This window comes from Spongiivirga sp. MCCC 1A20706 (assembly GCF_046524175.1).
Lineage (GTDB): Bacteria > Bacteroidota > Bacteroidia > Flavobacteriales > Flavobacteriaceae > Spongiivirga.
The window spans coordinates 578068-601584 of sequence record NZ_JBEFZF010000002.1; the positions used below are offsets into that span (position 1 = coordinate 578068).

Sequence of the window (23517 nt, forward strand, 5' to 3'; positions counted from 1 at the left end):
GTTCATTCGTACGGTATTCTTTCATGAAATTGCTGATTAAATCTGATTGCTACACTGTAACAAAATCTGCTCAAAATTATCTTTTATAGACAATCAATCAATACGTCAATTATGAGTAAATCAATTTCAGTTTTATTTCTATTCTCTTTAAGTTTCATTTTTTCTATAGAGGCACAAAACAATCACCAAAAACAAATCGACTCCGTATTAGATATTTGCTATAAAAGGGGCATATTCAACGGTAATGCTTTAGTGATTAAGGATGCAAAGGTCATTTACAGCACTCAAAAAGGTTTCACGGACGGAAGTAAAACGATACCGCTTGCCGATAATTCAATGTTTAATATTGGCTCGATCGCCAAAGAGTTTAATGCAGTGGGTATTATGATGCTTAAGGAAAAAGGACTTCTCAATTTAGAGGATAAGATATCGAAATACCAGTTGGGGCTTCCAGCCTGGTCAAATAAAATCACTATCAAACATCTTTTACAATATACGAGTGGTTTGCCATCAATAGATTGGGAGAATGTCCACAACGCAGACGAGGTATACAACAACTTAAAACAATTGAAAGCACTAGCGTTTGAGCCCGGTACAGGTTATTTATACAGCAATAACAATGTATTTCTTCAAAGAAGAATTATAGAAAAGGTCACCGGAAAAACGTTTAATCGGTTTTTACAGGAGGATATTCTACAACCTGTAGGCATGAACAATTCTGTAATTGACCATCAATACGAAAATCCAGATTTTGTTATCGGATTCAATAGCAAGGGTATCAATGATGAAAAAAAACCTATGGTATTCTCTGGATGGGTATGTCCGTCAATAAATGACTTTGCCAAATGGGTTAATCAGCTAATGTCATATCAGTTAGTTTCCAAGGAATCTGTTTATCAGCTTTTTGAAGCCTATTCAAAAGAAAGCCAGTCTGCTCTCGGTAATGGAATGTTTACGGATGGGGAGCTAACTTCATACTATCACCATGGCTCATCGCGTAGCTATGAAGCAATTGTTTACTATGACCTAGAAAATGATATATTAGCTATCTTGATGACCAATAGCAAGGGTTTGAAAATAGGTGAAATAGCAGAGGCAATTATCCACGTAGCAAAGGATGAAGATTTTACCATACCGCATAAATCGATTTATTTAACTATTCGCGAGAAAACCTATGAAAATGTAGATCAAGGCATTGCGCTTTATCACGATTTAAAGAAAAATGACTTTAATACCTATAATTTTTCAGACCAGTGGGAATTGGCACGTTTAGCTTACAAACTGTTCGAAAAAAAGCAAAGCGATCATGCAATGCAAATATTGAGGCTCTTGGTTGCTGAGATTCCCAAAAAATCCGAAGAAGCCATTAGCTATTTAGCAGCACGAATTCTAGCTGAAAATCAAGTTCAAGACGCTATTTTAATTAATCAATTACTATCAGATAAATTTCCGTCAGGAAAAACGCATGGCAATCTAGGTGATGTTTATTACAACAACAAACAGTTTACAAAAGCATTATCCCATTACCAAAAATCGATAGCATTACAACCTGATAATATACATTCGCAAGAAAGGATTATCGAGATTAAAAGCATGAAATAGCGCTACGATACAGAAATGGAGTGCAATCTCAATTCAATTCTACTTATTGAAGAAGTTCTTATAAGGGCTATTTCAAAAATATATCGAGGAGATCTAATAAAAAAATCCCAAACCTTCCGGAATGGGATTTTTAATTTTATTGGTGGTGCTTAGTTATCTACTTAACCTTTTAAACTTGCAGCTAAGTACTCACGATTCATTCGTGCTATGTTTTCTAGTGAAATCCCCTTAGGGCATTCAACCTCACATGCACCGGTATTGGTACAGTTACCAAAACCTTCTTCATCCATTTGTTTTACCATGTTTAATACGCGATCCGTAGCTTCTACCTGACCTTGTGGTAATAAAGCAAATTGCGAAACTTTAGCAGAAACAAATAGCATGGCACTTGAGTTTTTACAAGAAGCTACGCATGCACCGCAGCCAATGCAGGTTGCAGCGTCAAAAGCAGCATCAGCATTCGCTTTTTCAATAGGGATCGCATTTGCATCTTGTGTGTTACCAGAGGTGTTTACCGAGATAAACCCACCAGCGTGTTGAATACGATCAAATGCTGAGCGGTCAACAACTAAATCCTTGATCACCGGAAAAGCTTTTGCTCTCCAAGGCTCTATGTAAATGGAATCACCATCGTTAAATGAACGCATGTGTAGTTGACAAACAGTAATAGCTCGGTCTGGACCATGTGCTTGTCCGTTTATGTACATAGAACACATCCCACAAATACCTTCGCGACAATCATGATCAAATGCAACAGGCTCCTCGCCCTTTTCCATGAGATCCTGATTTAGAACGTCCATCATCTCTAGAAATGACATATCAGGCGACACATTGTCAAGGTCATAATCGACCATTTTGCCTTTATCTTGAGCGTTTTTCTGTCTCCAGATTTTTAACTTTAATTTCATAGCTTTTTTATTTGTAGCTTCTTTCTTTAACTTCAATATTTTCGTAAACCAGATCTTCTTTATGCTCTACAGAATCGGCTGGTTCACCTTTATATTCCCAAGCAGAAACATATTTAAATTCCGGTCTTCTTAACGCTTCGCCTTCTGGAGTTTGATATTCTTCTCTAAAGTGACCTCCTGCTGATTCTTCACGAACCAAAGCGTCCTTTGCGAACAATTCTCCAAGTTCTAAAAAGTCGGCAACACGACCAGCCTTAGCAAGTTCCTCGTTGAACTCATTTTGCGTTCCCGGAATGCGGACTTCTTTCCAGAATTCTTCTCGAAGCGCTGCGATTTCAGTCATGGCTTCCTTTAAGTCTTTTTCATTGCGAGACATGCCACATTTGTTCCACATAATTTTTCCTAATTTTTTGTGGAAATGATCGACCGATTTGGTGCCGTTGTTATTGATTAATTTATCTATGCGCTCTCTAACCTCGTTTTCAGCTTCTTCAAATTCTTTGGTTGCAGTTGAGATTGGTCCTGTTCTAATATCGTGTGCTAAATAATCACCGATGGTATAAGGAAGAACAAAATAGCCGTCAGCTAAACCTTGCATTAAAGCAGAAGCTCCCAACCGGTTAGCACCGTGATCTGAGAAATTTGATTCTCCAATTGAATATAAACCTTCGACTGTAGTCATCAGGTTATAATCAACCCAAAGTCCTCCCATTGTATAATGAACTGCAGGATAGATCATCATCGGTGTTTCGTATGGGTTTTGGTCAACGATCTTTTCATACATTTGGAAAAGGTTACCATATTTAGCTTTAATGATGTCTTTTCCTAGTTTGGTAACAAGGGCTTTATCATCTTCATTGAGTCCTTTTACATGCGCTTGCTCTTTACCATAGCGTTCAATTGCGGCTGCGAAGTCTAAGTAAACCGCTTCGCCTGTTTTATTAACTCCATAACCTGCATCACAACGTTCTTTAGCAGCACGAGACGCCACATCGCGAGGCACTAAATTACCAAAGGCCGGATATCTTCTTTCTAAGTAGTAATCGCGGTTTTCTTCAGCAATATCTGTTGGTTTTAAGCTACCGTTTCTAATAGCTTCAACATCTTCTTTATTTTTAGGAACCCAGATACGACCATCATTACGTAATGACTCCGACATTAGTGTTAGTTTTGACTGGTGATCGCCGGAAACTGGAATACAAGTCGGGTGAATTTGTGTGTAGCACGGGTTGGCAAAGAAAGCACCACGTTTATGAACTTTCCAAGCTGCAGATGCATTACTACCCATGGCATATGTTGAAAGGTAGAATAAGTTACCATAACCTCCTGTACCCAAGACAACAGCGTGTGCAGCGTGTCTTTCAATTTCACCAGTCACGAGATTTCTCGCAATGATGCCTCTTGCTTTACCATCAACAATAACAACGTCCATCATTTCGTGACGATTGTACATTTTGATTTTACCACGGCCTATTTGTCTATTCATAGCTGCATAAGCTCCTAGTAACAATTGTTGACCGGTTTGTCCTTTAGCATAAAATGTTCTAGAAACAAGCACACCTCCAAAAGATCGGTTGTCTAAAAGGCCACCATAATCTCTTGCAAAAGGAACTCCTTGGGCAACACATTGGTCGATAATATTGGTTGATACTTCAGCAAGGCGATACACATTTGCTTCACGCGATCGGTAGTCACCCCCTTTTATGGTATCATAAAAAAGACGATAGGTAGAATCACCATCACCTTGGTAGTTTTTTGCAGCATTAATACCACCTTGCGCAGCAATAGAGTGTGCGCGGCGTGGCGAATCTTGAAAACAAAATGCTTTTACATTATAACCAAGTTCTGCTAACGTAGCTGCAGCTGAACCTCCAGCTAGTCCCGTTCCTACCACAATAACGTCAATAAGACGTTTGTTAGCTGGGTTAACTAGGTTAATTTTATTTTTATGATTGGTCCACTTATCTGCTAATGGACCTTCTGGTATTTTTGAATCTAATATTGCCATGTCAGTAAGTGATTTTTAGTGAGTGAAATGATGAAATACTGCAATAAAAACGAATAATGCAGGGATGCCAATGGAATACACCTTGCTAAATCCTTTTAAGGCTTTGGTATATTTATTATTCGCACCAATGGATTGGAAAGCTGAGTTAAAACCATGCAACAAGTGAAGCGCTAACAAAACGAAAGATAAACTGTATAGACCTACTCTAATAGGACTCACAAACTTTTCTCTAAGTTCTTCATAATATCTGAATCCAGAGTCAGCACTGTCAGGATTCACCAAACCAGACATGTCACCATCGATATACTTAACAGTCATTTCATGTATCCAAAAGTCATAAAAATGAACTAGAAGAAAGGCTAAGATAACAAGACCAGATAACAGCATATTTCTAGACATCCAAGTAGAGTTTGCGCTGCCTTTATTCTTTGCATAACTAACTTGACGTGCTTGTTTGTTTTTAAATTCTAGCACGAAACCCATTACAAAGTGAAAAATAACACCAACCATTAAGATGGGCTGCATTAATCCCTGTACTACTGGATTCGTACCCATAAAATGCGATAATTCGTTAAAAAGATCAGGACTAAATACTGAGGTAAAATTGATAGAAACATGCATTATCAGAAATACCATTAGAAAGAGAGCTGAAAGTGCCATTGCAAACTTTCTTCCTATCGAAGAACTAAAGATTGTAGCCATTCTTGGGTTTTAGTTTTTTAAGTTCCAGCAAAGTTATGAGACAAAGCCGGTTTTAACAAACTTTGCTTAGGCTTTTACTGCGTATTTAGAATGGTTTTAAGGTGAATTTGACTGGTGTTGAACAGTTTTGGCGAAAACGTTTTCTATTCCATATAAATATTAAACAAAATTGGGAAAAAGTAATATCGCAGTTAAGCTTGTCCGCGACTAAGGAATTACAGTTTTTTCTAAACACCAATTCGCCATGATGCTTTCATGCTCAAGGATAAAATGATCAGAACCATAGTTAATGGGACAATGAGCAATTGTACTGTTCCCTTTTCCGTTGTTAAGTTGTAGTTCGGTTCTATTTAACATACCGACCACACCTAAAATAGTTCCAGCATTTACGGTGTCACCTTCTGCAACCTGTAAATTTAAAACGTGGTCGTGGATTACCAACCAATCAGGATTTTCTTCTAAACGAATACGTATTTCGTAATCGGATACGTTATTATTTAAAAGTATGGTTTCAACTCGTCCTGAGCTGGTTGCCATTACTAGGTCCGTTGGATCACTCATTATGTATTCAAAAGCCGGATTTTTTTGATCAGGACTTAATTCTTCTCCAAAAATCAACACAACATTTAAGTTTGTTAAATTTACTGGAGGTATCTCTAAAGTAGGTCGAATGGACTCATCATCATTATTATTATTATTATTACAGGATTCTAGACCTATAGATAAAAAACTTAAAACTAAGTATTGAAAAAATGTGTTATTGAGTTGTTTCATTTTTCGACTGTTCGAATTAAAGAAATATAGGCACAGGTAACGAGCGGGAATGTGCAATTTTTGGGCAGCTGAGTTCAGCTTATAATATGGATTTTAATATGTGTAAATACAATTTGCTTAAATGCTAGAAAACTATTTAGGTTCAGGATAAGGTAATCACCCAAATATTATCTTCCAGTATCTTTTAAGCGATACATTTTTGCCATTTCCTCCATTTCTGACCATAAACTGGATTCGGACACAAAGCTGCTAACCTTCCAATGGTTTTTCGGTTTGTAGAACATAATGATAAACCGAATAGGTTGCCTGTCATATTTAACCCGATAGGTGTGCAATAAAAAGCTCTTCCCAACGCTTTTTTAGTAAGTTTTTCGTAGTCATGATAATCTCCTAGGTGCTCAATAGTACTGGCTTTAATTATTGTATTAAGTAAGCCTTGTTCACTCATTCCAGTAGTTCAAAATCTACTTGGACATCTATTACCATTTCGCCAATAACCGTGTCTCTAAATATACCTCGTATCCAATCACCACCGTCATAATTGGTTTGTAGTTTGATCACTCCACCCACTTTTTTATCAAAAGTCGAGGCCATTTCTTGTGCTCTTATTCGAGCCTTTTCAACAGCTTTTTTGATGAGATTTCCTTCTGCGGTTGGACTTAATTTTGCTATGTAGTCATAGTTTAAACGTGAACTACCTAGCGTATTAATACTTATAAGCTTAAAAAGCTTTTTCTGGGATGTGGTTTTATAATGATATAACATGCCTTCTTTGCCTAGGGCTAAAGAAATGTATCCCGTTTCATCCTTTTCCAAATCCTCTGGATTAATGTCGTTTTTAATTAGTTTTTCCTCGAATTGTGAGATGAGTTCTGCCGTATTGACCGAATTGTTATTGTAGTTAGCATAATAAGATGAAACCACAACCGAAGCTTTAAAGCTTGGATTTGGATCAACATATCGCATTCGTTCTATAAGATGAATGCTGTTTCTTTCCTGGGCGGTCATTGACGCGCAGGCCATTAACGAAATAAATAAAAGTATTGTTCTCATATTTTAAGGAATCAATTTTAAAAGAAAGAAAATGTGCCAGAGGGATCTTTAATAGTACCGTCTTCATTTATGCCATTACCATATTTCCCTGAAAACCTTGGGTTACCGGCATAAATAAATCCGTCTAAGTAAATGATATTAGGTGCTGATAATGCGGTAATAAACTCTACATTAAAAGACCCGCCTTGGCGATGACGCCATTCGCCTACTGCTGAAAACGTGGGGTCATCAAATTTGGTCATGGTAATCGTCTTGTCCTCATTTAAAGAAATAGTGTAAGCCGGTGGAAAGTTGCCTTGATCAGTAGTATCAACCTCGAGGTTTTCTATGAACCCACCGGTGAAAACACCTTCTACAAATTCGTTTTTAAAAGTAAACATTACCGAAGCTGAGGTCATGCTGTTTCTTGCCGTAACCGTAAAATCCCATGCTCCAAGTGGGAGCTCATTTTGCCAGGAAAATACCCCTGTAATGCTATCGAAAGTCATTACATCTCTTCTTAGTATTTCTGATTCAGTGGTCACTTCAAAACTTCCTGCCTCTCCATTCCAGTCAATGATAATAGGAGTTAAAGTCCCTGCAGTACGGTATGTTGTTGACGGATTGTCTGAATATTGTAACCGTATCGGTAATACGTCGGTGCCATCATCTTTATTACACCCTATCAATCCTAAAAGAAGGGTTGATAGTAACATATTATTCATTAGTTTTTTCATCTATTTCAAATTTTCTAATTATTTGAAAACAAGTGGTTACAAAATTTGAAATAGATGTAACCACGTTGTTTTCGCATAAACTTATTTTAATCATGCTGGTAGGTTATGCTTAAAAAAGTTCATACTCATTTCATTTTTTATTCAATTTTATAGCTTACTACTTGGCCTGTGGCACTCCCATTATCCAACTCTGACCATGCCCAAGCTCCTGAGGCAACAACATCTCCTTTACTATTAATGGCTACTGAAAAACCTTGATAGCTGCCTTTTTGACCTGGTATAGGATCGCCAATTGGCTTCCAATTGCCATTTTTATAATGAAATACACTTGTTGCACCTGCATTATTGCCGTTAGTAGCACTTCGTTCAGCACCAACCACAACCACACTACCATTTTGATTGATACCAACTGCATTTCCAAACCGATCTCCGGCTTCAAGTCCATCTATGGCACTACCTTTAGCCACCCAAGTATCATTTTCATATTGATAAATCCTTACACGACCTTTATTACTATTCACCCTATCAGCACCTATTGCCAATGTATTTCCATTGCCACTTAAAGCAATTGCATTTCTATTTAATTCGGTAGTTCCGCTGCTGATTCCATTGCCTTTTTCGGTCCAAATTCCATTGATTATCTTATAAATACTGACCGATCCAACATCACTACCGCCTACCGCAATCGTTTCTCCATCATCACTAATGGCTACTGCTTTGCCGAATAGATCATTTTTTGACGTACCCTCAATGCTATTTCCCACCTGTTGCCAGGTGTTGCCCACTAAATCAAATACTCGCACATGACCTGCATCCTCCGCAACGTCATCGTTATATGGTGAACCCGCCACTATGCGATTTCCAGAAGCACTTAGTGCGACTGAGAATCCGCAGCCATTTGATTTGGCAACGCCATAAATATCGTTGCCATGTTGTTTCCAGGCACCACCGCTTAGCAGGAATATACGAACCATACCAGAGAGGGATTCTCCTGATAAATGACTGGCTGAATCACCTATGGCAAGTATGGTGCCAGCTTCATTAAGGCTAACTGCCGTTCCAAAGTTTTTATTGGCTTGCGGACTCTCTAAAGCCAATCCAAATTCGCCCCAACCGCCGTTATGATTGTATACCCGAACAAGACCACCGCTAGTACCAGCTGTAACATCTGCCCCAGGTGATCCTACTATCATAGTACCTCCGTCACCACTTAAAGCAATAGCGCTACCAGATGTGTCACCTTCTTCACCATTAACGGGAGGGGAGTATTCCATTAAGATAGGATTGTCTCCAAAAGGAGATACATTACTTTCCGAATTATCATCTGGCTCTTCGTTGTCCGGTTCCTCTTCAGTTGGCTCTTCTTCGTTTTCGCCACTTTCTTCCATTTGAGGAAGTTCTTTTTCATCCTTATTGCAGGATGTTGTCAATACAAAGCAGAATAATATTATTACTAAAAATTGTACTCTTTTCATCTCTTGATATTTTATTCAAATGACCAGATGTCTTGTAAAATATTGGTGGAATTTCCTTCAAAATTAAAGCCGTGAATAACCCAAATTTTGTTGTCAAAGTAGGCTGAAGAATGTGCACTACGCTCTTCGAATTTTTTGTTAATTATAAGCGTTACTTCATTCCAATTTATGCCGTCAGTGCTATACCACATATCGTTTAGATATTCTTGATTATTACTTGCGGAACCTCCTATAACATATATTCCATTTTTGGTGGCTACCGTTGTATGATTTCTTCGTACTGGGAAGTCGGCTTGAGGAGTTGCATTAAACCAGTTAAAACCATCAGAGGTGTACCAAACATCGTTTAGAAGTTGGTTACCGCCGTGATGTCCGCCAATAACCCATAATTTGCCATCAAAAACAATTGCGGTATGGTCCCGTCTATTGCTAAATGGTGCCGAAGCAGTAGCAAGTGACCAATTTGCACCATCACCACTAATCCAAACATCATTGAGTTCGGAAGTTTCATTTCTTCCGCCTATAATGAACATTCGGCCTTTAAAACTGGTCATAGTATGTCGGCTCCTAGCAGGAAATCCAGATTTTTGAATTACTTCAAACCATTCTTTTCCGTTTTTAGAGTACCAAACATCATTTTTTACAGTTCCGTCGTCGCCGGCTGAAATCCACATTTTGTTTTCGTGAACTGTGGCTGCATGTCTTGTTCTTTCTGAGAAAGCAGCTTTTTTGACTATTACCGACCAATCTTCTCCATTTTTGCTACTCCAAACGTCATTTAAATGGTTCAAGCCTCGACCAGCCATCATCCAAAGTTTATTGTTGAAGACTAAAGTTGTATGCTCGCCTCGCCCTTCAAAAGAGGTTTCTTTGACTACTTTTTCTCCTTTTTTAGAGAGTTTTTTAACTTGAAAACCTAGCTTGCTAGCGTCATCGATTTCTAAATTTGACAGATCATCTTTATGGCAAGAGGTCATTGTTAAAAGAAGACCAAGTATCGCCAGTTGTATTGTTTTCATTATTCTTTGTTTTGATTTTAGCAGACACAAGATTTGTCTTTTTAATCATCTAGTATATCTATGAAAAGCCCTCCATACAATTCCATCCAACCTAATCGTTCAGGAGGGCTATCATTCAAACCAATCTAGTCTTTGATGTTAAAGAGTTTTGCAACTTCTTCATAAGACATTTTGGTATAGTCGGGTGGGGTTTGTTTACCGGATTGTGAATTCTCTGCAGGAATAATGACATATCTATAATCATCAAAAAGATCAAAGTCATTAGTGCCGTCATTAGGGGTGATACCTAATACACGCAAAGAGCCATCGCCAAATGTAAAAGAGTAGGTGTCTTCAGTTGATGCCCTAAAGTAAGGCAAAGGGATAACCTCATCTCCTGCAAGTAATAAGATATTACCCCGTGCATAAACCATGATAGTACTTTGATCTAAATCTATATCCAGCGCATTAATTTCTGCTTCCGTTGCTAAGGTGAATACTTTTTGAAGCAATCCGCCTCCCGGTGTAAATCCATTTTCAATCCAATCGGATACAATAACATTGGCGTTACCGGTCTCCCCTTGAGCGCCATCTGGTCCGACAGGTCCTTGCTCACCTTGGGGCCCGGCCGGTCCCGTGGGACCTTGTGCTCCATCTTCAGGAGAACAACTCATAATTAATAAAGCGGTTAGGCTCAGTAGAGAAATAGATTTTATTATTCTTTGTAACGTTTTCATTTTTTAAAATTTTCGAAATTGTAGTTAAAGATCATTTGAGCCCCCTGACAATTCCATCCAACCTAATTGCAAAAGAGGGCTCAGCATTCAAACTAATCTAATCCTTGATACCAAAAAGTTTTGCTACTTCTTCATAAGACATTTTGGTATAATCGGGTGGTGTTTGTTTACCGGAGGAAGCTGGTTGACCACCTGGAATTAATACATATCGATATTCACCATTTAGAAACGGACTTCCAATTGCTCCACCATCAGTTGAGTTAATACGTACAGCAATTATATCATCATTAATAGTTAATAACCGCCAGTTATAATTTTCACCAATTGTTCCGAAAAAGGTTATAGGTATAGGGTAAATTAATGTTCCCACTCGAGCATAAACAAGTATTACTCCTGAATTCTGTAGTGTTTCATTCAGCTGTGGTACATCTAGTTCAAATTGGTCAAAATCATCTGTAATAGGATCGTCAAATCCGGATGGGATCCAATCGGAGTAAATTACGTTGGCTGTACCGGGTTCGCCTTGCTCGCCCTGTGCGCCATCTTCTCCATCTGCACCATCTTGCCCGGCAGGCCCTTGCTCACCTTGTGGTCCGGCAGGCCCAATGGGTCCTTGTTCTCCATCTTCAGGATTACACCCTATCACTAGCAATGTTGCCAGAAAATAAAGGGGTGTTAGTCTTTTAAAAATTCTTGTTGCTTTCATCATTTCTAAGTTTTGAAATTTATAATTATTCAAACCTAAAAATGACCTCAGTGGTCTTAGTCCTAAATATTTAAATTTGAAAGAAACTGGACCTTAAAGGGGTCTTTATCCCGGTAGTCGCTAGGAGACATCCCCGTATGTTTTTTGAACGCATTGTAAAAAGTAGACTTCGAGTTAAAGCCGGCCTCTAAACCAACCGATAAAATATTATAATGTTCGAATCGGGGGGAATGCAGATTATTTTTGACGTCATTAATTCGGTAGCCATTGACATAATCTATAAAACTACCCTCGATTACGGAGTTGATCAGGCTAGAAAGGTAACAGGCTGAAATACCTAATAAATCGGCTGTTGATGATAAATTTAGGTTGGGGTTTTGATATATTTTGTCAACCTTCATAAGTTGTTCTAACCTTTTAAAATACTCGTTAGCGCGGGTTAGAGGTTTTCTTGTACTGTTTTTTAAGCTGATAATCTTTTGAGCGCACAATGCTGCTATAATGTTGAGTAAATGCAGATGACGCTCATTAAAAAATGATTTTTCAGGATGTTCAGAGTCAATGATGCCAAATAGGTTGTCATTGATCATAATTGGCACACATATTTCGGATAAGCGGGCAGCATCGTCAACTACATATCGGCTATCTTTTGAAGTATCGTTAACAATCTCCGCTGTCTTCGAAATAGCCACGCTACCTACAATACCTTCTCCTAGTTTTAGTATAATCTTGTTATGGATAAAATCATCTGCTGGATTCTTATATCCGTAGGCTGCTCGTTGGTGTAATATGTTTGATTTGGAGTCGTACTCATAAATGACACAATCAACAAAGCCCAATTGATGAATGACATTTTTTGTAATATCCCAAAGTACTTCTTCAACAGATTCTTTGGTTTGTATGGAAGAAGAGAAAAAGCTAATGGCCTTAATCTCATTAAACGGTGAATTGCTTACTAATTTCATCTCTCAATTTTTAAAAATGAAATTAGAAACTTAGTATCTGTATCCACTTGTCAAATGTAACAATGAACTAAACGTATGTAACCAGATTTAGTTTTCTTACCTTTTCAAAGAATTTATGTACTCGGTAGGGGTCTTCTTGAAAGTGTCCTTAAAACACTTCATAAAATAAGATGGGGTGCTGAATCCAACTTCATATCCTATTTCACTTACAGTTTGGTTGGTTTTTTCTAGCAATTCTTTTGCCATTTTAAGTCTTTGTGATCGTATAAAGGCAGAGGTCGATAAGCCCGTAAATGCAACTAGCTTTCTATGTAATTGCATTCGACTCATATGTGCATATTCGCTAAATTTTTCAGCAGTAAACTCTGGGTTAGTTAAATGTTCGTCCAGCACTTGTTGAATATCGTTTAAAAAAAGTTCATCTGCCGACGTGATCTGAATGTCCTTTGGTTTTAAGATTAATTCTTGCTGATAACGCTCCTTTAGTTTTTTTCTGACATTGATTAAGTTTGCAATGCGTTGTTCTAAAACAGCCAGTTTAAATGGTTTAGTGACATAATCATCGGCGCCCGAAATAAGTCCCTTTAGTTCTACCTCTTCGTCAAAACCGGCTGTTAAAAGTATTATTGGGATATGACTGGTACGAGGGTCTGTTTTTATCGTGTTACATAATTCAATGCCATTCATAAATGGCATTTGAATATCAGAAAGAATAATATCAGGAACAAACTCGAGAGCCTTTTCTAAGGCAACTTTTCCGTTGGCAGCATCGATTACGGTATAGGTGTCCTTGAAGGTTTTAACAACAAATTTCCGGACCTCATGATGATCTTCAGCAACAAGTAGAATGGGTAAATCACTATTTTCAATATTGACAGGACCGAAAAAATTGGAGGTGCTGTTCACGGTAACAAGTGTATCATCAACTTCTTCTTGAATATGTGATTTGGGTGATTCAAGTGTCGCAGGAATTTCAACTTTAAAACATATTTTTTGATCATCATCAAAAAATACCTCAATAGTTCCTTTATATAGTTTTACTAATTCCTTGACAAGAGAAAGACCAATTCCAGCACCATCAGAATGGCTATCAACTTGGTAAAAACGGTTAAAGAGTTTTTCAAGTTCAAGTTGATCAGGGTTAGAAGTCTCATTTTTTACCAGTAATTGTAGCCTGTTGTGTGTATGATTCGCGTTAAAAATACAGCTACCCCTTTCTGGAGTATATTTCATGGCGTTAGAAAGTAAATTGGTAAGCACCTTCTCAATTATATCAGCGTCATAAGAAATTTGACCACGTACATTGATCACTTTTGAAAATGAAATATGTTTTTGTTGAGCTCTATATTCAAATGATTCCGAAATGGCATGTAAAAAGAGACCTAAGTCATCGGTTTCCAGTTTTACTTTTTGCTTACCATCATCAAGTTTTGCCAGTGCCAATAACTGATCTACAAGATCGGATAGTCGAGATACATTGCGTGTGACCATGGTCATATTTGAATGATCTTTTTGAGATAGTGAAGGCTCACGTAATTTGTCTTCAAGTGGGGCTGAAATTAAGGTTAATGGTGTTTTAAATTCGTGGGCAATATCTGTGTATAATTTTGACTTAAGTTGATTCAAATTTTTGAATTTTAACGCCTCCTCCTCCTTCATTTTTAGACTTAGTTGCATCATCCAACGCCATTTTAAATAGCGATAAATTGTAAAAACTAAAACAATAGCCAACAGTGCATATGCCAATTTCGCTACTATTGTTAAATACCATGGTGCCTTTATTGTAAATGAAAATGATTCGGCATCATCGTTCCAAACCCCATCATAATTACTAGATTTTACTTGAAAAGTATAATCGCCAGCAGGTAACTGCGAATACCGTACAAAGTTGTTGTGGCCTGCTTGAATCCAGTCATTATCATAGTTTACCAAACGATATTGGTAACTGTTTTTTTCCGGCAACGAGAATTGCATACTCGAAAAGGTGAACGCAACGGTATTTTTATTGGAGTCGAGTTTGAGATTTTCAGCAAGAGGATATTCCTGATCAAGCACCTGCATACCAGTGATTATCGTTTTTGGCAAGATAGCCGTATTTCTAATCTCATTAGGATCAAACCAGTAAAAACCGTCAAGCCCTCCAAAATATAAGGAGCCGTCTTTGTTTTTGAAATAGGCTCCTGTATTAAATTCGGTAGCAAGGCCATCATAATTTGCATAATTCGTTATGACGGGAGTGGTGTTTGTTGAGGTGAATTTTGTTATACCTTTATTGGAACTTAACCAAAGGTTGTTTTGTGTATCTGGAAGAATGGCATAAATAACATTATTTGGTAGTCCGTTTTCAATGGTGTATTTCTTAAAAGATGCGCTTTTTTCGTTGTATTGTATTAGTCCATTTCCGTTTGTACCAATCCATAACTTACCTGAAGGATCATAAAATAGTGATTTGATACTTTTGAGGTCTTCAGAATTAATATTTTCAGTATTTCCTGTTTTTGGATGGAATTTTAATAACCCATGCTGATCTGTACCTAACCAAAAGTTGTCTTCAAGATCTTTCTCGATTACTCTAATACTTGGTTGTTTTAATTCCCCATCGACCTTAATAGGTGTTTTGTAAACGGTTTGCTTTTTGTTTTGTTTATCAAATTTGATCAAACCACTACTTTGGGTAGAAATCCAAATAGTTGTGTCATTTTCCTGAAAAATATCCCAAATAGTATTGGCAGAAACATAGTTAGAATAGTCAATAAAATTTCCTGAGCTATCAAGTAAACAAAGCCCAGATCCCTGAGTACCAATAAGCAGTTCGTTTTCATGGTCAAGGAGTAAGCTCATAATCCTGTCCGATGTGATTTTGGAATTGTTGGTAGCATATGTTTTCCAGCTATCGACCTTTGCATTATAAGAAGTAAGTCCCTTTCCTGAGGTTCCGATCCAGATATTTTCAGGTGAAACGGCTATCGATCTCACTACGTCAATGCTAACATTTTCAGGAGTTTGGTAGTTTGTGAATGAGTTGAATTTTTCTAGATTTTCATCATAATAACTTAGTCCGGCGCCATCTGTGCCAAACCATATAGTACCAAGATAATCTTCATATATGCACAAAATATCTTTATAATGAATGGCTCTTGGATTCGTCTTTTGAGGTTGAAAATGATGTGTTCTCTCTTGATTGAAGTCTAGCATTAAGAGTCCGTTACCATAGGTGGCGATCCACAATCTGTTTTTCGAATCGTTATAGATATCCAGTATATTAAGATTGTTGGGAATGTCTATCCAGTTACCTTTAATAAAGGGTCTTGATAGCTGCTTGTTTGAAGTTAGGTAGTACAAACCATCGCCAAAAGTTCCTACCCAAATACCATTAGTGTTATCAGTGGCTAAAGCGCTAAAATTACGTTTGACGGTAGTGTTATCATCAATTTTTAATTGAAGCCGATTAACCTTTTTTGTATTAATATCAATTGTTGCTAGTTGGTTCTCATATGTTAATACAATGCTATCGGGTTGTTGGTTGTACGAATCAATGTGATAAATAGTTTGGTTTGATATGCTATCGATCACTATGGTTGAAACTTCTTCCGATTTTTGATCAATAAAATATAACAGTCCATCAGTGGTTCCCACCCAATAATTATCATTTGAATCTTGATAAAAAGTATAGGCATTTTCGACCTTACCAAAAAGTTTAAAAGCTGATCCGTTGGGAGCGCTTTTGTATACCTTTCTATCATCAGGTATAATCCAAACATGATCTTGCTTGTCGATGTAAATTTTGCCTAGACTACTATGACCGGGCTGAGTAATATCAGTAAACTGAAAAGGGAACTGTGTAAACCTTTTTCCGTCATATTTGTTTAGTCCATCTTGAGTGGCAATCCATAAATGCCCAGTATTGTCTTGAGAAATTGATACAACACTGTTTTGAGAAAGTCCATTTTTAACAGAGAGCTGTCGAAATGTAATTTGTTCTTGCCCTGATATTTTTAAACAAGTAAGTAGTACTACCCAACATAAAAAAAAGGATATTCCTTGACGACCAAAAAATATCCTTTTACTATACATATACCGAAAAAATTTACATCAAGATATGTGTTTTTACGCTATTTTACTTCAAAACCTTTGGTTTTTCCGTTAATTTCAAGTTTGTATTTTCCTTTAGGTAAATAGTACTTGCCGTTTACTGCTTCCTTCAATTCGAAGTCTTTATTTTTTTTACTGTACGCCTTTTTTCCTTTTTCAGAAAAACTAAGATCATAGACTCCGTAATTAAAACCTTTATCTGCTTTAAAGGGGATTTCATTAATGAGCACTCCCTTTTCTGATAACACCTTAACCGTCATATTTTGTGTAGTATTGGTGTAAAAAGAAAAATCCATGCTTGGTTCGTAGGCGTCTAGCCATTTGCTCCAAGAGCCACCCCATCTGAAGGAATGTTTTACATCGTTTAAATCAAAAATTGTGATAGGACTATTGAGTAATGTTGCATTTATTTTTTGAATCGGAGCAATATCCGTTTTGTAGATACTTCGTCCATGCGTGCCAACAATAAGGTGTTTTGCCTCTTTTTGAATAACTAAGTCATGAAAAGCAACATTAGGTAATCCTTTTGAGAATGCTTCCCAATTTGCTCCTTTATCAAACGAAACATATAACCCGTTATCGGTCCCGACATACAAAATGTTTTCGTTTTCAGGATCTTCTTTAATCACGTTTACTGGAGAATGCGGTATGTTAGCAGTGATGTTTTTCCAAGTTTTGCCATAATCATCACTCATATATACGTAAGTCTTAAAATCGTCCCAGCGATACCCATTTAGACTGGCATATACTCGTTCTTTTTTATGTGATGATGCCTCAACCCGACTTACCCAAAGGTCTTTTGGTAAGCTTGATGAGATATTCTCCCAACTACCACCGCCATTTTTAGTAATATGAATATGACCATCGTCGCTACCTGTGTAAATTAAACCAAATTTAAATGGAGATTCTGATATAGTTGCGATCGTTCCGTATGCTACATTTCCTTTTTTACCACCTCCTGTGAGATCATCAGAAATAGCTTCCCAATCATCACCTTGATTTAGTGATCGCATCAATTTATTTCCACCTAAATACAAAATATCTTGATTGTGTAATGAGAGTAGAATAGGAGTTTGCCAGTTAAAGCGGTAAGGATTTTCGCCTAAGGTATGTTTAGGTTGTATGTATGTGCGCTTGTTTGTTTCTAAATTGACTCTAAAATAGTTTCCAAATTGAAATCCGGTATATACAATATTGCTATTTCGATTGTCAATTTGAACTTGCATACCGTCACCTCCCATAATGCTTTTCCAAGGATATTGGCCCGATTGGTGCCAGCTGCGATTTTCTGAAGCTGTATGGGGGCCCATCCAAACGCCATTGTCCTGCAGGCCACCATATACATTATATGGTTTTTGATTATCTACATTTATCGCATAAAACTGTCCAACCGAGGGAGAGTTATTTTTTATCCAAGTCTCACCATCATCATAGGTAATGTTAACGCCGCCATCGTTACCATTAATTAAATGACCAGGCATTTTCGGATTTATCCAAAGCGCATGATGGTCGGCATGTACGTTTTCTTTTCCGATAGATTTAAAGGTCTTACCCCCATCTTTTGAAGTAAGTATGGGTACACCGTAAATGTAAATTCCATTTTCGTCACTAGGATCAACATAAATATGACCAAAGTAATATCCGTAACTAAAGTAAATATCATCTAGGTAATCGTCATGCGTTTTCTTCCAAGTTTTTCCCCCATCAATACTTTTATATACTTCGGCTCCTGTTACAGGAGTGTCAAACAACATACTATTAGCATCTTCTAAGTATTTAGCAAGATCAATAGGCTTTACGTTTCCGCTGCGCACCATTTGTTTTACATTTTGAGCGCGATATTTTTCTTGAAAATTATTTTGCTTTAAAAAGGTATTTAGTTTTTTGTCTTCTAGCGCTAAAAAAGCGTCTACGCTCATAGTTTTAAAGTCATCTTTAGTCAAGCCACGTTTTTTGTTTTCTTGTTTTTCTTTTTTTCTACGGAATTGACTATCGTGTATAGCGTAAACCACATTGTCGTTAAAAGCAGCAAGACCAATGCGTCCTGCACCTTTTCCTGTCGGAAAACCACTCGCTGCAGTTGATACCTTAATCCAACTATCGCCACCATTAGTACTTTTGTAAATGCTGGAGTTATTACCACTGCCATCAAAATTCCATGCCTTACGGTCCTTGGTCCATGATGATGCATACATGATATCAGGGTTCGAAGGTGAAACGGAAACATCAATAATGCCGCTCATGTCATCAACAAATAGTGTTTGTTTCCAGCTTTTACCGCCATCGGTAGTTTTATAAATGCCCCGTTCTTTATTTGCACTATACAAATGACCGGTCACACCAACTACCAACTCGTTTGGATTGTTTTTATTAAGAATAATTCGGCCTATGTGATGCGAATCATGTAAACCCATATTCTCCCAAGTTTTTCCATTATCGGTAGACTTTAGTATACCGATTCCGGCGTACGATGATCGGGACGAGTTATTTTCTCCGGTGCCGACCCAAATGGTTCGATTTTTCCAATCTACTGCAATATCGCCTACATTTTGAGTGTCTGAGGAGTCGAGAATGGGTGTAAATGATGTTCCGTTATTCTTGGTGTGCCAAAGCCCACCGGAAGCGTAGCCCACGTAAAACTCCATCGGGTTTTCCGGGTTGACCGCTAGGTCAACCACACGTCCACTCATAACAGTAGGTCCTATGTTACTAAAAGTTACATTTTTTACTAGCGAGCTAGACTGCATCTCATTTTTAGAAGTTAACGATTTTAAGACGTCTGAAGCAGATGTGGCAGGTTGTTGAGCATATCCTATAGAAAGACAAGAAATGCATGCTACCAATAGTAGTTTTTTCATTTTTTTGGTGTGAATTAGTCAGTGTGAAGTTACCAATTGTTGGTTGTTAAGCAAAATTGCACTTCTAACTTTAACAGCATGTATCAATGTTGTCGTATTTTTGAAATGTTCATAATGTAAAACACCCTATTCATTTTTAATTATTTACCACTAAGATGAAATACCATCCAATAGATAGAAAGCTCTTTATAAAGAATCGCACGAATTTCATGACCAAAATGAAATCAAATAGTGTTGCCGTTTTTAACAGTAATGATATTTATCCTATAAGCGCCGATAGTACTATGCCGTTTGAACAGCATCGCGATATTTTTTATTTAAGTGGAGTAGATCAAGAAGAAAGTGTTTTACTCTTGTTTCCCGATTCACCTAAGGAGAAGTTTCGAGAAGTACTTTTTTTAAGGGAAACCAATGAACATATTGCTGTTTGGGAGGGGGAGAAGTTAACTAAGGAAAAGGCTTTTGAGAACAGCGGTATTAGAACGGTGTATTGGTTGCAAGATTTTGAAAAGGTATTTTTTGAAATAATGAGTTATGCTGATGCAGTTTACTATAATACCAATGAACATTATAGGGCAGCTGTTGAAACAGAAACACGGGAAGATCGATTTATAAAATGGAGTAAGGAAAAATATCCTGCACACCCCGTGATGAAGAGTAATCCGATTTTACAACGATTACGATCGGTAAAAGATCAAATTGAAATCGATCTGATTCAGCAAGCCTGTGATATTACTGAAAAAGGATTTAGAAGGTTGCTAGGCTTTGTAAAACCAGGTGTATGGGAATATGAAATCGAAGCAGAGCTCATGCATGAATTTCTTAGAAATCGTTCCAAGAAATTTGCTTATACCCCCATTATTGCTTCAGGAAACAATGCCAACGTATTACACTACATTGAAAATAATCAGCAATGTAATGCAGGCGAATTGATTTTAATGGATGTCGCTGCGGAATATGCTAATTACAGTAGTGATATGTCACGAACAATTCCCGTATCTGGTCGATATACTGATAGACAAAAAGCGGTATACAATGCAGTTTTAAGAGTAAAAGATGAGGCCACAAAAATGCTTGTTCCTGGAACACTTTGGGAACAATATCACGTGGAAGTTGGCAAAATAATGACGAGCGAATTACTAGGTTTGGGGTTATTAGACAAAGCAGATGTACAGAATGAAAATGAAGATTGGCCGGCTTATAAAAAATATTTTATGCACGGTACTTCTCACCATATGGGTCTCGATACCCACGACTATGGATTGTTGCATGAACCCATGCAAGCCAATATGGTATTTACTGTAGAACCTGGGATTTATATTCCTGATGAGGGATTTGGGATTCGAATTGAAGATGATGTGGTAGTGCAAGAAACTGGAGCTCCTTTTAATCTAATGCGAAATATTCCTATTGAAGCTGATGAGATTGAGGAATTAATGAATTCTTAGATGTGCGCAACCTTTTAGCTTCCATATTATCTTATTGAAAATAACAGATATGAAAAGCTTCCTTGTTTTTTTATTTGGATCGGTCGTGATGTTTTCTTGTAATGAAAATGATGCATTGCGAAATGAAGAACTACCACAAAGCTGGAAATTGGTAAAGATGACAGGTTCGTTTCAAGGATCTGAAACTACCGGTGATGAAATGGCATGGCAAGAAACTATTGTTTTTAACTTAAATGGAACATTCATAAAAACTAGGGTAAGAGACGAATCAACAACTTCTGCATCAGGAGTTTTTACTCCGGCTGATCCGGAAAGTGGAAACATTATCGTCTTAACTTACAATGAAAGCAATATACTAAGAGCAAGCTGTAGCGGAGACCTTACTGAACATTTGGGTGTAACCGAAGACGGTACTGTGTTATACGGTACTTGGAATGCTTGTGACGGTCCTGGATTAGAGTACAGGCGAATTGACTAGGGGAAAATCTACTGGATTAATAGGATTAATCCCCTAACTATTTGGGCTAATACACTTCTTATATTCTTGTTTATATTATTCAATTTTGTTGTATAATCATAAACAACAAGACAATGAAATTTGAAATGTATCAGGACAAAGGCGGTCAGTTTCGCTTTCGTTTAAAGGCGGGTAATGGCGAAAACATTCTTAAAAGTGAAGGCTATGTGGTTCGTGCAAGCTGCAAAAATGGTATCGACTCCGTTAAAATGAATGCGGATAAGGACCGAAGGTACGTGCGACTTATCGCAAAAAACGGGGAGCCTTATTTTAACCTAAAAGCCAGTAATGGAAGAATCATCGGTACTAGTGAGACCTATTCTAGTAAACAGGCATGTGAAAACGGTATTCGCTCTGTCATGAACAATGCGCCAATTGCTGTTATTGAAGATTTAACATAGATAACACCTATATTTTTTTTCGTCCATTATGATAAAAAAAGCAGCTGTAATGTATTGTATGATGCTTTTGTTTTGTTTTTGCTTTATAGCTAATGCACAGCAATTTGATGTTGCATCAATTAAAAAAGAAGTACAAAAAGCGTCTGAGTTGGAAAGTAAGTTTTTTGTCAATGGTGATTGCGAAAAGGTGGTTGATTTGATGGCAGATGACATTACTTTCCATGCAAACGGGAAAAAAGTACCATCTAAAGAAATGATTTTAACCTTTTGTAAAAAGGTTCGTAGGCCATTTAAAAAACCAATATCTATTAATATTGATTATCATGTGCTATCTGAAAATACTGCTTATACGATAAGAACAATGGACTTAGGTAAAAACCAAATAATAAGTCAAAAAGAAACGGTTACCAAAATCTGGAAAAAATATGATGACGGTTGGAAAATAACGCACTTGCACTCAACGGTTAAAAAAGTGCCTCCTAAATAGATTCACTTTTTAAGTTGAATGTAAACAGGAAAATGATCGCTATAGCCGCCTAGGTATTTTTTACCTGCATAGGTGCGAAAGGGGTTGCCCTCATGGCGACCTTCATATACTTTTAAAAATTTTTTATCAAACACATCTGCATGTGCAAAGGTGTGTTTGTCTTTTTCGTTTTTAAAAAAGTTGTGGGTAAATATTATTTGATCGAAAATATTCCAATCTCCCTTAAAGTTTAAGCTTCCTTTGGTAAACGAAAGCAGTGTTTCCATGGGATTATAAAGCCGGGGCTCCATAAGGTGCTCTTTTATACTGGGGCTATGTGGATCATCATTAAAATCACCCATTATAATGATCTTGGCATCTCTGTATATTTGATGAATTTCTCCAATAATTCTGTTGACCAATTGTGCTGCTTTAATGCGTTTATGTTGTGTGCTATCCGCCCCTGCTCGTCTTGACGGCCAATGATTTACCAAAACATGAACCAATTCCCCATTTAATTTTCCTGAAACTAAAAGTACATCACGAGTATAATCTCGCATGCCATTTTCATCTTCTAGATACAGCGGATACATTTTAGTAGTTTCAACTTCGAAATATGATTTTTGAAACAACAAGCCTACATCCATACCCCGCTCATCAGGCGAGTCAAAATGCACTACATCAAAGTCGTGCTTTTTTAAATTTTTTGTGCTAACAAGATCTTTTAGCACGCGCTTATTTTCCACTTCAGCTACGCCCACTAAGACTGGAGCTTTCTTAGATCTATGATATCCCACATTAGAAATAGCTGTCCCCAGTTTCATTAATTTCTTTTCATATCGCTTTTCCGTCCATCGCTTTTTTCCCTTAGGTAAGAAATCATCATCCAGTGTGTTAAGATCATCCTTAGTATCAAATAGGTTTTCAAGATTATAAAAGGCTACCGTATAAATATCGTTGAGAGGAAGTTTTTTGAAAGATTGGATATCCATTTCGTTTTAGTTTTCAAAATCTAAAATACAAAACTATCAGCATGGGTACTTAATGGTAGGCCAACCTATTTGTGTACCTTTGCATCCTATTACAGCTAT

General features: G+C 37.3%; 20 protein-coding genes. 5 read left to right on the plus strand and 15 right to left on the minus strand.

The window, feature by feature from the left end:
• The first annotated feature begins 111 nt into the window (after nt 1-111).
• Nucleotides 112-1602, plus strand: a complete 1491-nt coding sequence (locus tag ABN763_RS06710; protein ID WP_410484670.1) for a serine hydrolase — start codon at nt 112-114, stop codon at nt 1600-1602.
• Nucleotides 1603-1763: 161 nt separating this feature from the next.
• On the opposite strand, the gene ABN763_RS06715 is transcribed toward ABN763_RS06710, so the two are convergent.
• The 14 genes from ABN763_RS06715 to ABN763_RS06780 all read right to left on the minus strand — a co-directional run bounded on the left by ABN763_RS06715 (nt 1764) and on the right by ABN763_RS06780 (nt 19594).
• On the minus strand, nt 1764-2510 hold the full coding sequence (locus ABN763_RS06715; RefSeq protein WP_410484671.1) for a succinate dehydrogenase/fumarate reductase iron-sulfur subunit: 747 nt from the start codon (nt 2508-2510) through the stop codon (nt 1764-1766).
• Between the two features lie 7 nt (nt 2511-2517).
• Nucleotides 2518-4518, minus strand: coding sequence for a fumarate reductase/succinate dehydrogenase flavoprotein subunit (locus tag ABN763_RS06720; RefSeq protein WP_410484672.1), 2001 nt, complete (start codon nt 4516-4518; stop codon nt 2518-2520).
• 15 nt (nt 4519-4533) lie between these two features.
• Nucleotides 4534-5220: a succinate dehydrogenase cytochrome b subunit gene (locus ABN763_RS06725; protein WP_410484673.1), complete on the minus strand. Its 687-nt coding sequence runs from the start codon at nt 5218-5220 to the stop codon at nt 4534-4536.
• A 207-nt stretch (nt 5221-5427) separates the two neighbouring features.
• On the minus strand, nt 5428-5994 hold the full coding sequence (locus tag ABN763_RS06730; RefSeq protein ID WP_410484674.1) for a hypothetical protein: 567 nt from the start codon (nt 5992-5994) through the stop codon (nt 5428-5430).
• Nucleotides 5995-6178: 184 nt separating this feature from the next.
• On the minus strand, nt 6179-6442 hold the full coding sequence (locus tag ABN763_RS06735) for a hypothetical protein (protein ID WP_410484675.1): 264 nt from the start codon (nt 6440-6442) through the stop codon (nt 6179-6181).
• Entirely contained in the window at nt 6439-7047 is a 609-nt protein-coding gene (locus ABN763_RS06740) for an SIMPL domain-containing protein (protein ID WP_410484676.1), read from the minus strand. The genes ABN763_RS06735 and ABN763_RS06740 overlap by 4 nt, the downstream gene beginning before the upstream one ends.
• 17 nt (nt 7048-7064) lie before the next feature.
• Entirely contained in the window at nt 7065-7763 is a 699-nt protein-coding gene (locus tag ABN763_RS06745) for a hypothetical protein (protein ID WP_410484677.1), read from the minus strand.
• A gap of 137 nt (nt 7764-7900) precedes the next feature.
• Entirely contained in the window at nt 7901-9238 is a 1338-nt protein-coding gene (locus ABN763_RS06750) for a hypothetical protein (protein ID WP_410484678.1), read from the minus strand.
• A gap of 11 nt (nt 9239-9249) precedes the next feature.
• Entirely contained in the window at nt 9250-10257 is a 1008-nt protein-coding gene (locus ABN763_RS06755) for a kelch repeat-containing protein (RefSeq protein WP_410484679.1), read from the minus strand.
• Nucleotides 10258-10382: 125 nt separating this feature from the next.
• On the minus strand, nt 10383-10973 hold the full coding sequence (locus ABN763_RS06760; RefSeq protein ID WP_410484680.1) for a hypothetical protein: 591 nt from the start codon (nt 10971-10973) through the stop codon (nt 10383-10385).
• A 97-nt stretch (nt 10974-11070) separates the two neighbouring features.
• Nucleotides 11071-11679 carry a hypothetical protein gene (locus ABN763_RS06765; protein WP_410484681.1) on the minus strand — a complete coding sequence of 203 codons (609 nt, stop codon included), beginning with the start codon at nt 11677-11679 and terminating at the stop codon, nt 11071-11073.
• Nucleotides 11680-11741: 62 nt separating this feature from the next.
• Nucleotides 11742-12644, minus strand: a complete 903-nt coding sequence (locus ABN763_RS06770) for a helix-turn-helix domain-containing protein (RefSeq protein ID WP_410484682.1) — start codon at nt 12642-12644, stop codon at nt 11742-11744.
• A gap of 96 nt (nt 12645-12740) precedes the next feature.
• Nucleotides 12741-16718 carry a two-component regulator propeller domain-containing protein gene (locus ABN763_RS06775; RefSeq protein WP_410484683.1) on the minus strand — a complete coding sequence of 1326 codons (3978 nt, stop codon included), beginning with the start codon at nt 16716-16718 and terminating at the stop codon, nt 12741-12743.
• Nucleotides 16719-16756: 38 nt separating this feature from the next.
• Complete coding sequence (locus tag ABN763_RS06780; protein WP_410484684.1) at nt 16757-19594, minus strand: WD40/YVTN/BNR-like repeat-containing protein; 2838 nt, start codon at nt 19592-19594, stop codon at nt 16757-16759.
• A gap of 155 nt (nt 19595-19749) precedes the next feature.
• Between ABN763_RS06780 and ABN763_RS06785 the strand changes: the two genes are divergently transcribed.
• The 4 genes from ABN763_RS06785 to ABN763_RS06800 all read left to right on the plus strand — a co-directional run bounded on the left by ABN763_RS06785 (nt 19750) and on the right by ABN763_RS06800 (nt 22447).
• Nucleotides 19750-21042, plus strand: coding sequence for an aminopeptidase P family protein (locus ABN763_RS06785; RefSeq protein ID WP_410484685.1), 1293 nt, complete (start codon nt 19750-19752; stop codon nt 21040-21042).
• 49 nt (nt 21043-21091) lie between these two features.
• Entirely contained in the window at nt 21092-21520 is a 429-nt protein-coding gene (locus tag ABN763_RS06790; protein ID WP_410484686.1) for a hypothetical protein, read from the plus strand.
• A gap of 113 nt (nt 21521-21633) precedes the next feature.
• Entirely contained in the window at nt 21634-21960 is a 327-nt protein-coding gene (locus ABN763_RS06795) for a YegP family protein (RefSeq protein WP_410484687.1), read from the plus strand.
• Between the two features lie 28 nt (nt 21961-21988).
• Nucleotides 21989-22447, plus strand: coding sequence for a nuclear transport factor 2 family protein (locus ABN763_RS06800; protein WP_410484688.1), 459 nt, complete (start codon nt 21989-21991; stop codon nt 22445-22447).
• Between the two features lie 2 nt (nt 22448-22449).
• Here the strand turns inward: ABN763_RS06800 and ABN763_RS06805 are convergent, their stop codons facing one another.
• Nucleotides 22450-23418 (minus strand): endonuclease, encoded by a 969-nt coding sequence (locus ABN763_RS06805; protein WP_410484689.1) that lies wholly within the window; start codon nt 23416-23418, stop codon nt 22450-22452.
• Nucleotides 23419-23517: the final 99 nt, after the last annotated feature.

What these genes read in the sequence shown, in the direction of transcription:
- ABN763_RS06710 (WP_410484670.1), top strand. Translation starts at nt 112, where the DNA reads ATGAGTAAATCAATTTCAGTTTTATTTCTATTCTCTTTAAGTTTCATT.
- ABN763_RS06715 (WP_410484671.1), bottom strand. Translation starts at nt 2,510, where the DNA reads ATGAAATTAAAGTTAAAAATCTGGAGACAGAAAAACGCTCAAGATAAA.
- ABN763_RS06720 (WP_410484672.1), bottom strand. Translation starts at nt 4,518, where the DNA reads ATGGCAATATTAGATTCAAAAATACCAGAAGGTCCATTAGCAGATAAG.
- ABN763_RS06725 (WP_410484673.1), bottom strand. Translation starts at nt 5,220, where the DNA reads ATGGCTACAATCTTTAGTTCTTCGATAGGAAGAAAGTTTGCAATGGCA.
- ABN763_RS06730 (WP_410484674.1), bottom strand. Translation starts at nt 5,994, where the DNA reads ATGAAACAACTCAATAACACATTTTTTCAATACTTAGTTTTAAGTTTT.
- ABN763_RS06735 (WP_410484675.1), bottom strand. Translation starts at nt 6,442, where the DNA reads ATGAGTGAACAAGGCTTACTTAATACAATAATTAAAGCCAGTACTATT.
- ABN763_RS06740 (WP_410484676.1), bottom strand. Translation starts at nt 7,047, where the DNA reads ATGAGAACAATACTTTTATTTATTTCGTTAATGGCCTGCGCGTCAATG.
- ABN763_RS06745 (WP_410484677.1), bottom strand. Translation starts at nt 7,763, where the DNA reads ATGAAAAAACTAATGAATAATATGTTACTATCAACCCTTCTTTTAGGA.
- ABN763_RS06750 (WP_410484678.1), bottom strand. Translation starts at nt 9,238, where the DNA reads ATGAAAAGAGTACAATTTTTAGTAATAATATTATTCTGCTTTGTATTG.
- ABN763_RS06755 (WP_410484679.1), bottom strand. Translation starts at nt 10,257, where the DNA reads ATGAAAACAATACAACTGGCGATACTTGGTCTTCTTTTAACAATGACC.
- ABN763_RS06760 (WP_410484680.1), bottom strand. Translation starts at nt 10,973, where the DNA reads ATGAAAACGTTACAAAGAATAATAAAATCTATTTCTCTACTGAGCCTA.
- ABN763_RS06765 (WP_410484681.1), bottom strand. Translation starts at nt 11,679, where the DNA reads ATGAAAGCAACAAGAATTTTTAAAAGACTAACACCCCTTTATTTTCTG.
- ABN763_RS06770 (WP_410484682.1), bottom strand. Translation starts at nt 12,644, where the DNA reads ATGAAATTAGTAAGCAATTCACCGTTTAATGAGATTAAGGCCATTAGC.
- ABN763_RS06775 (WP_410484683.1), bottom strand. Translation starts at nt 16,718, where the DNA reads ATGTATAGTAAAAGGATATTTTTTGGTCGTCAAGGAATATCCTTTTTT.
- ABN763_RS06780 (WP_410484684.1), bottom strand. Translation starts at nt 19,594, where the DNA reads ATGAAAAAACTACTATTGGTAGCATGCATTTCTTGTCTTTCTATAGGA.
- ABN763_RS06785 (WP_410484685.1), top strand. Translation starts at nt 19,750, where the DNA reads ATGAAATACCATCCAATAGATAGAAAGCTCTTTATAAAGAATCGCACG.
- ABN763_RS06790 (WP_410484686.1), top strand. Translation starts at nt 21,092, where the DNA reads ATGAAAAGCTTCCTTGTTTTTTTATTTGGATCGGTCGTGATGTTTTCT.
- ABN763_RS06795 (WP_410484687.1), top strand. Translation starts at nt 21,634, where the DNA reads ATGAAATTTGAAATGTATCAGGACAAAGGCGGTCAGTTTCGCTTTCGT.
- ABN763_RS06800 (WP_410484688.1), top strand. Translation starts at nt 21,989, where the DNA reads ATGATAAAAAAAGCAGCTGTAATGTATTGTATGATGCTTTTGTTTTGT.
- ABN763_RS06805 (WP_410484689.1), bottom strand. Translation starts at nt 23,418, where the DNA reads ATGGATATCCAATCTTTCAAAAAACTTCCTCTCAACGATATTTATACG.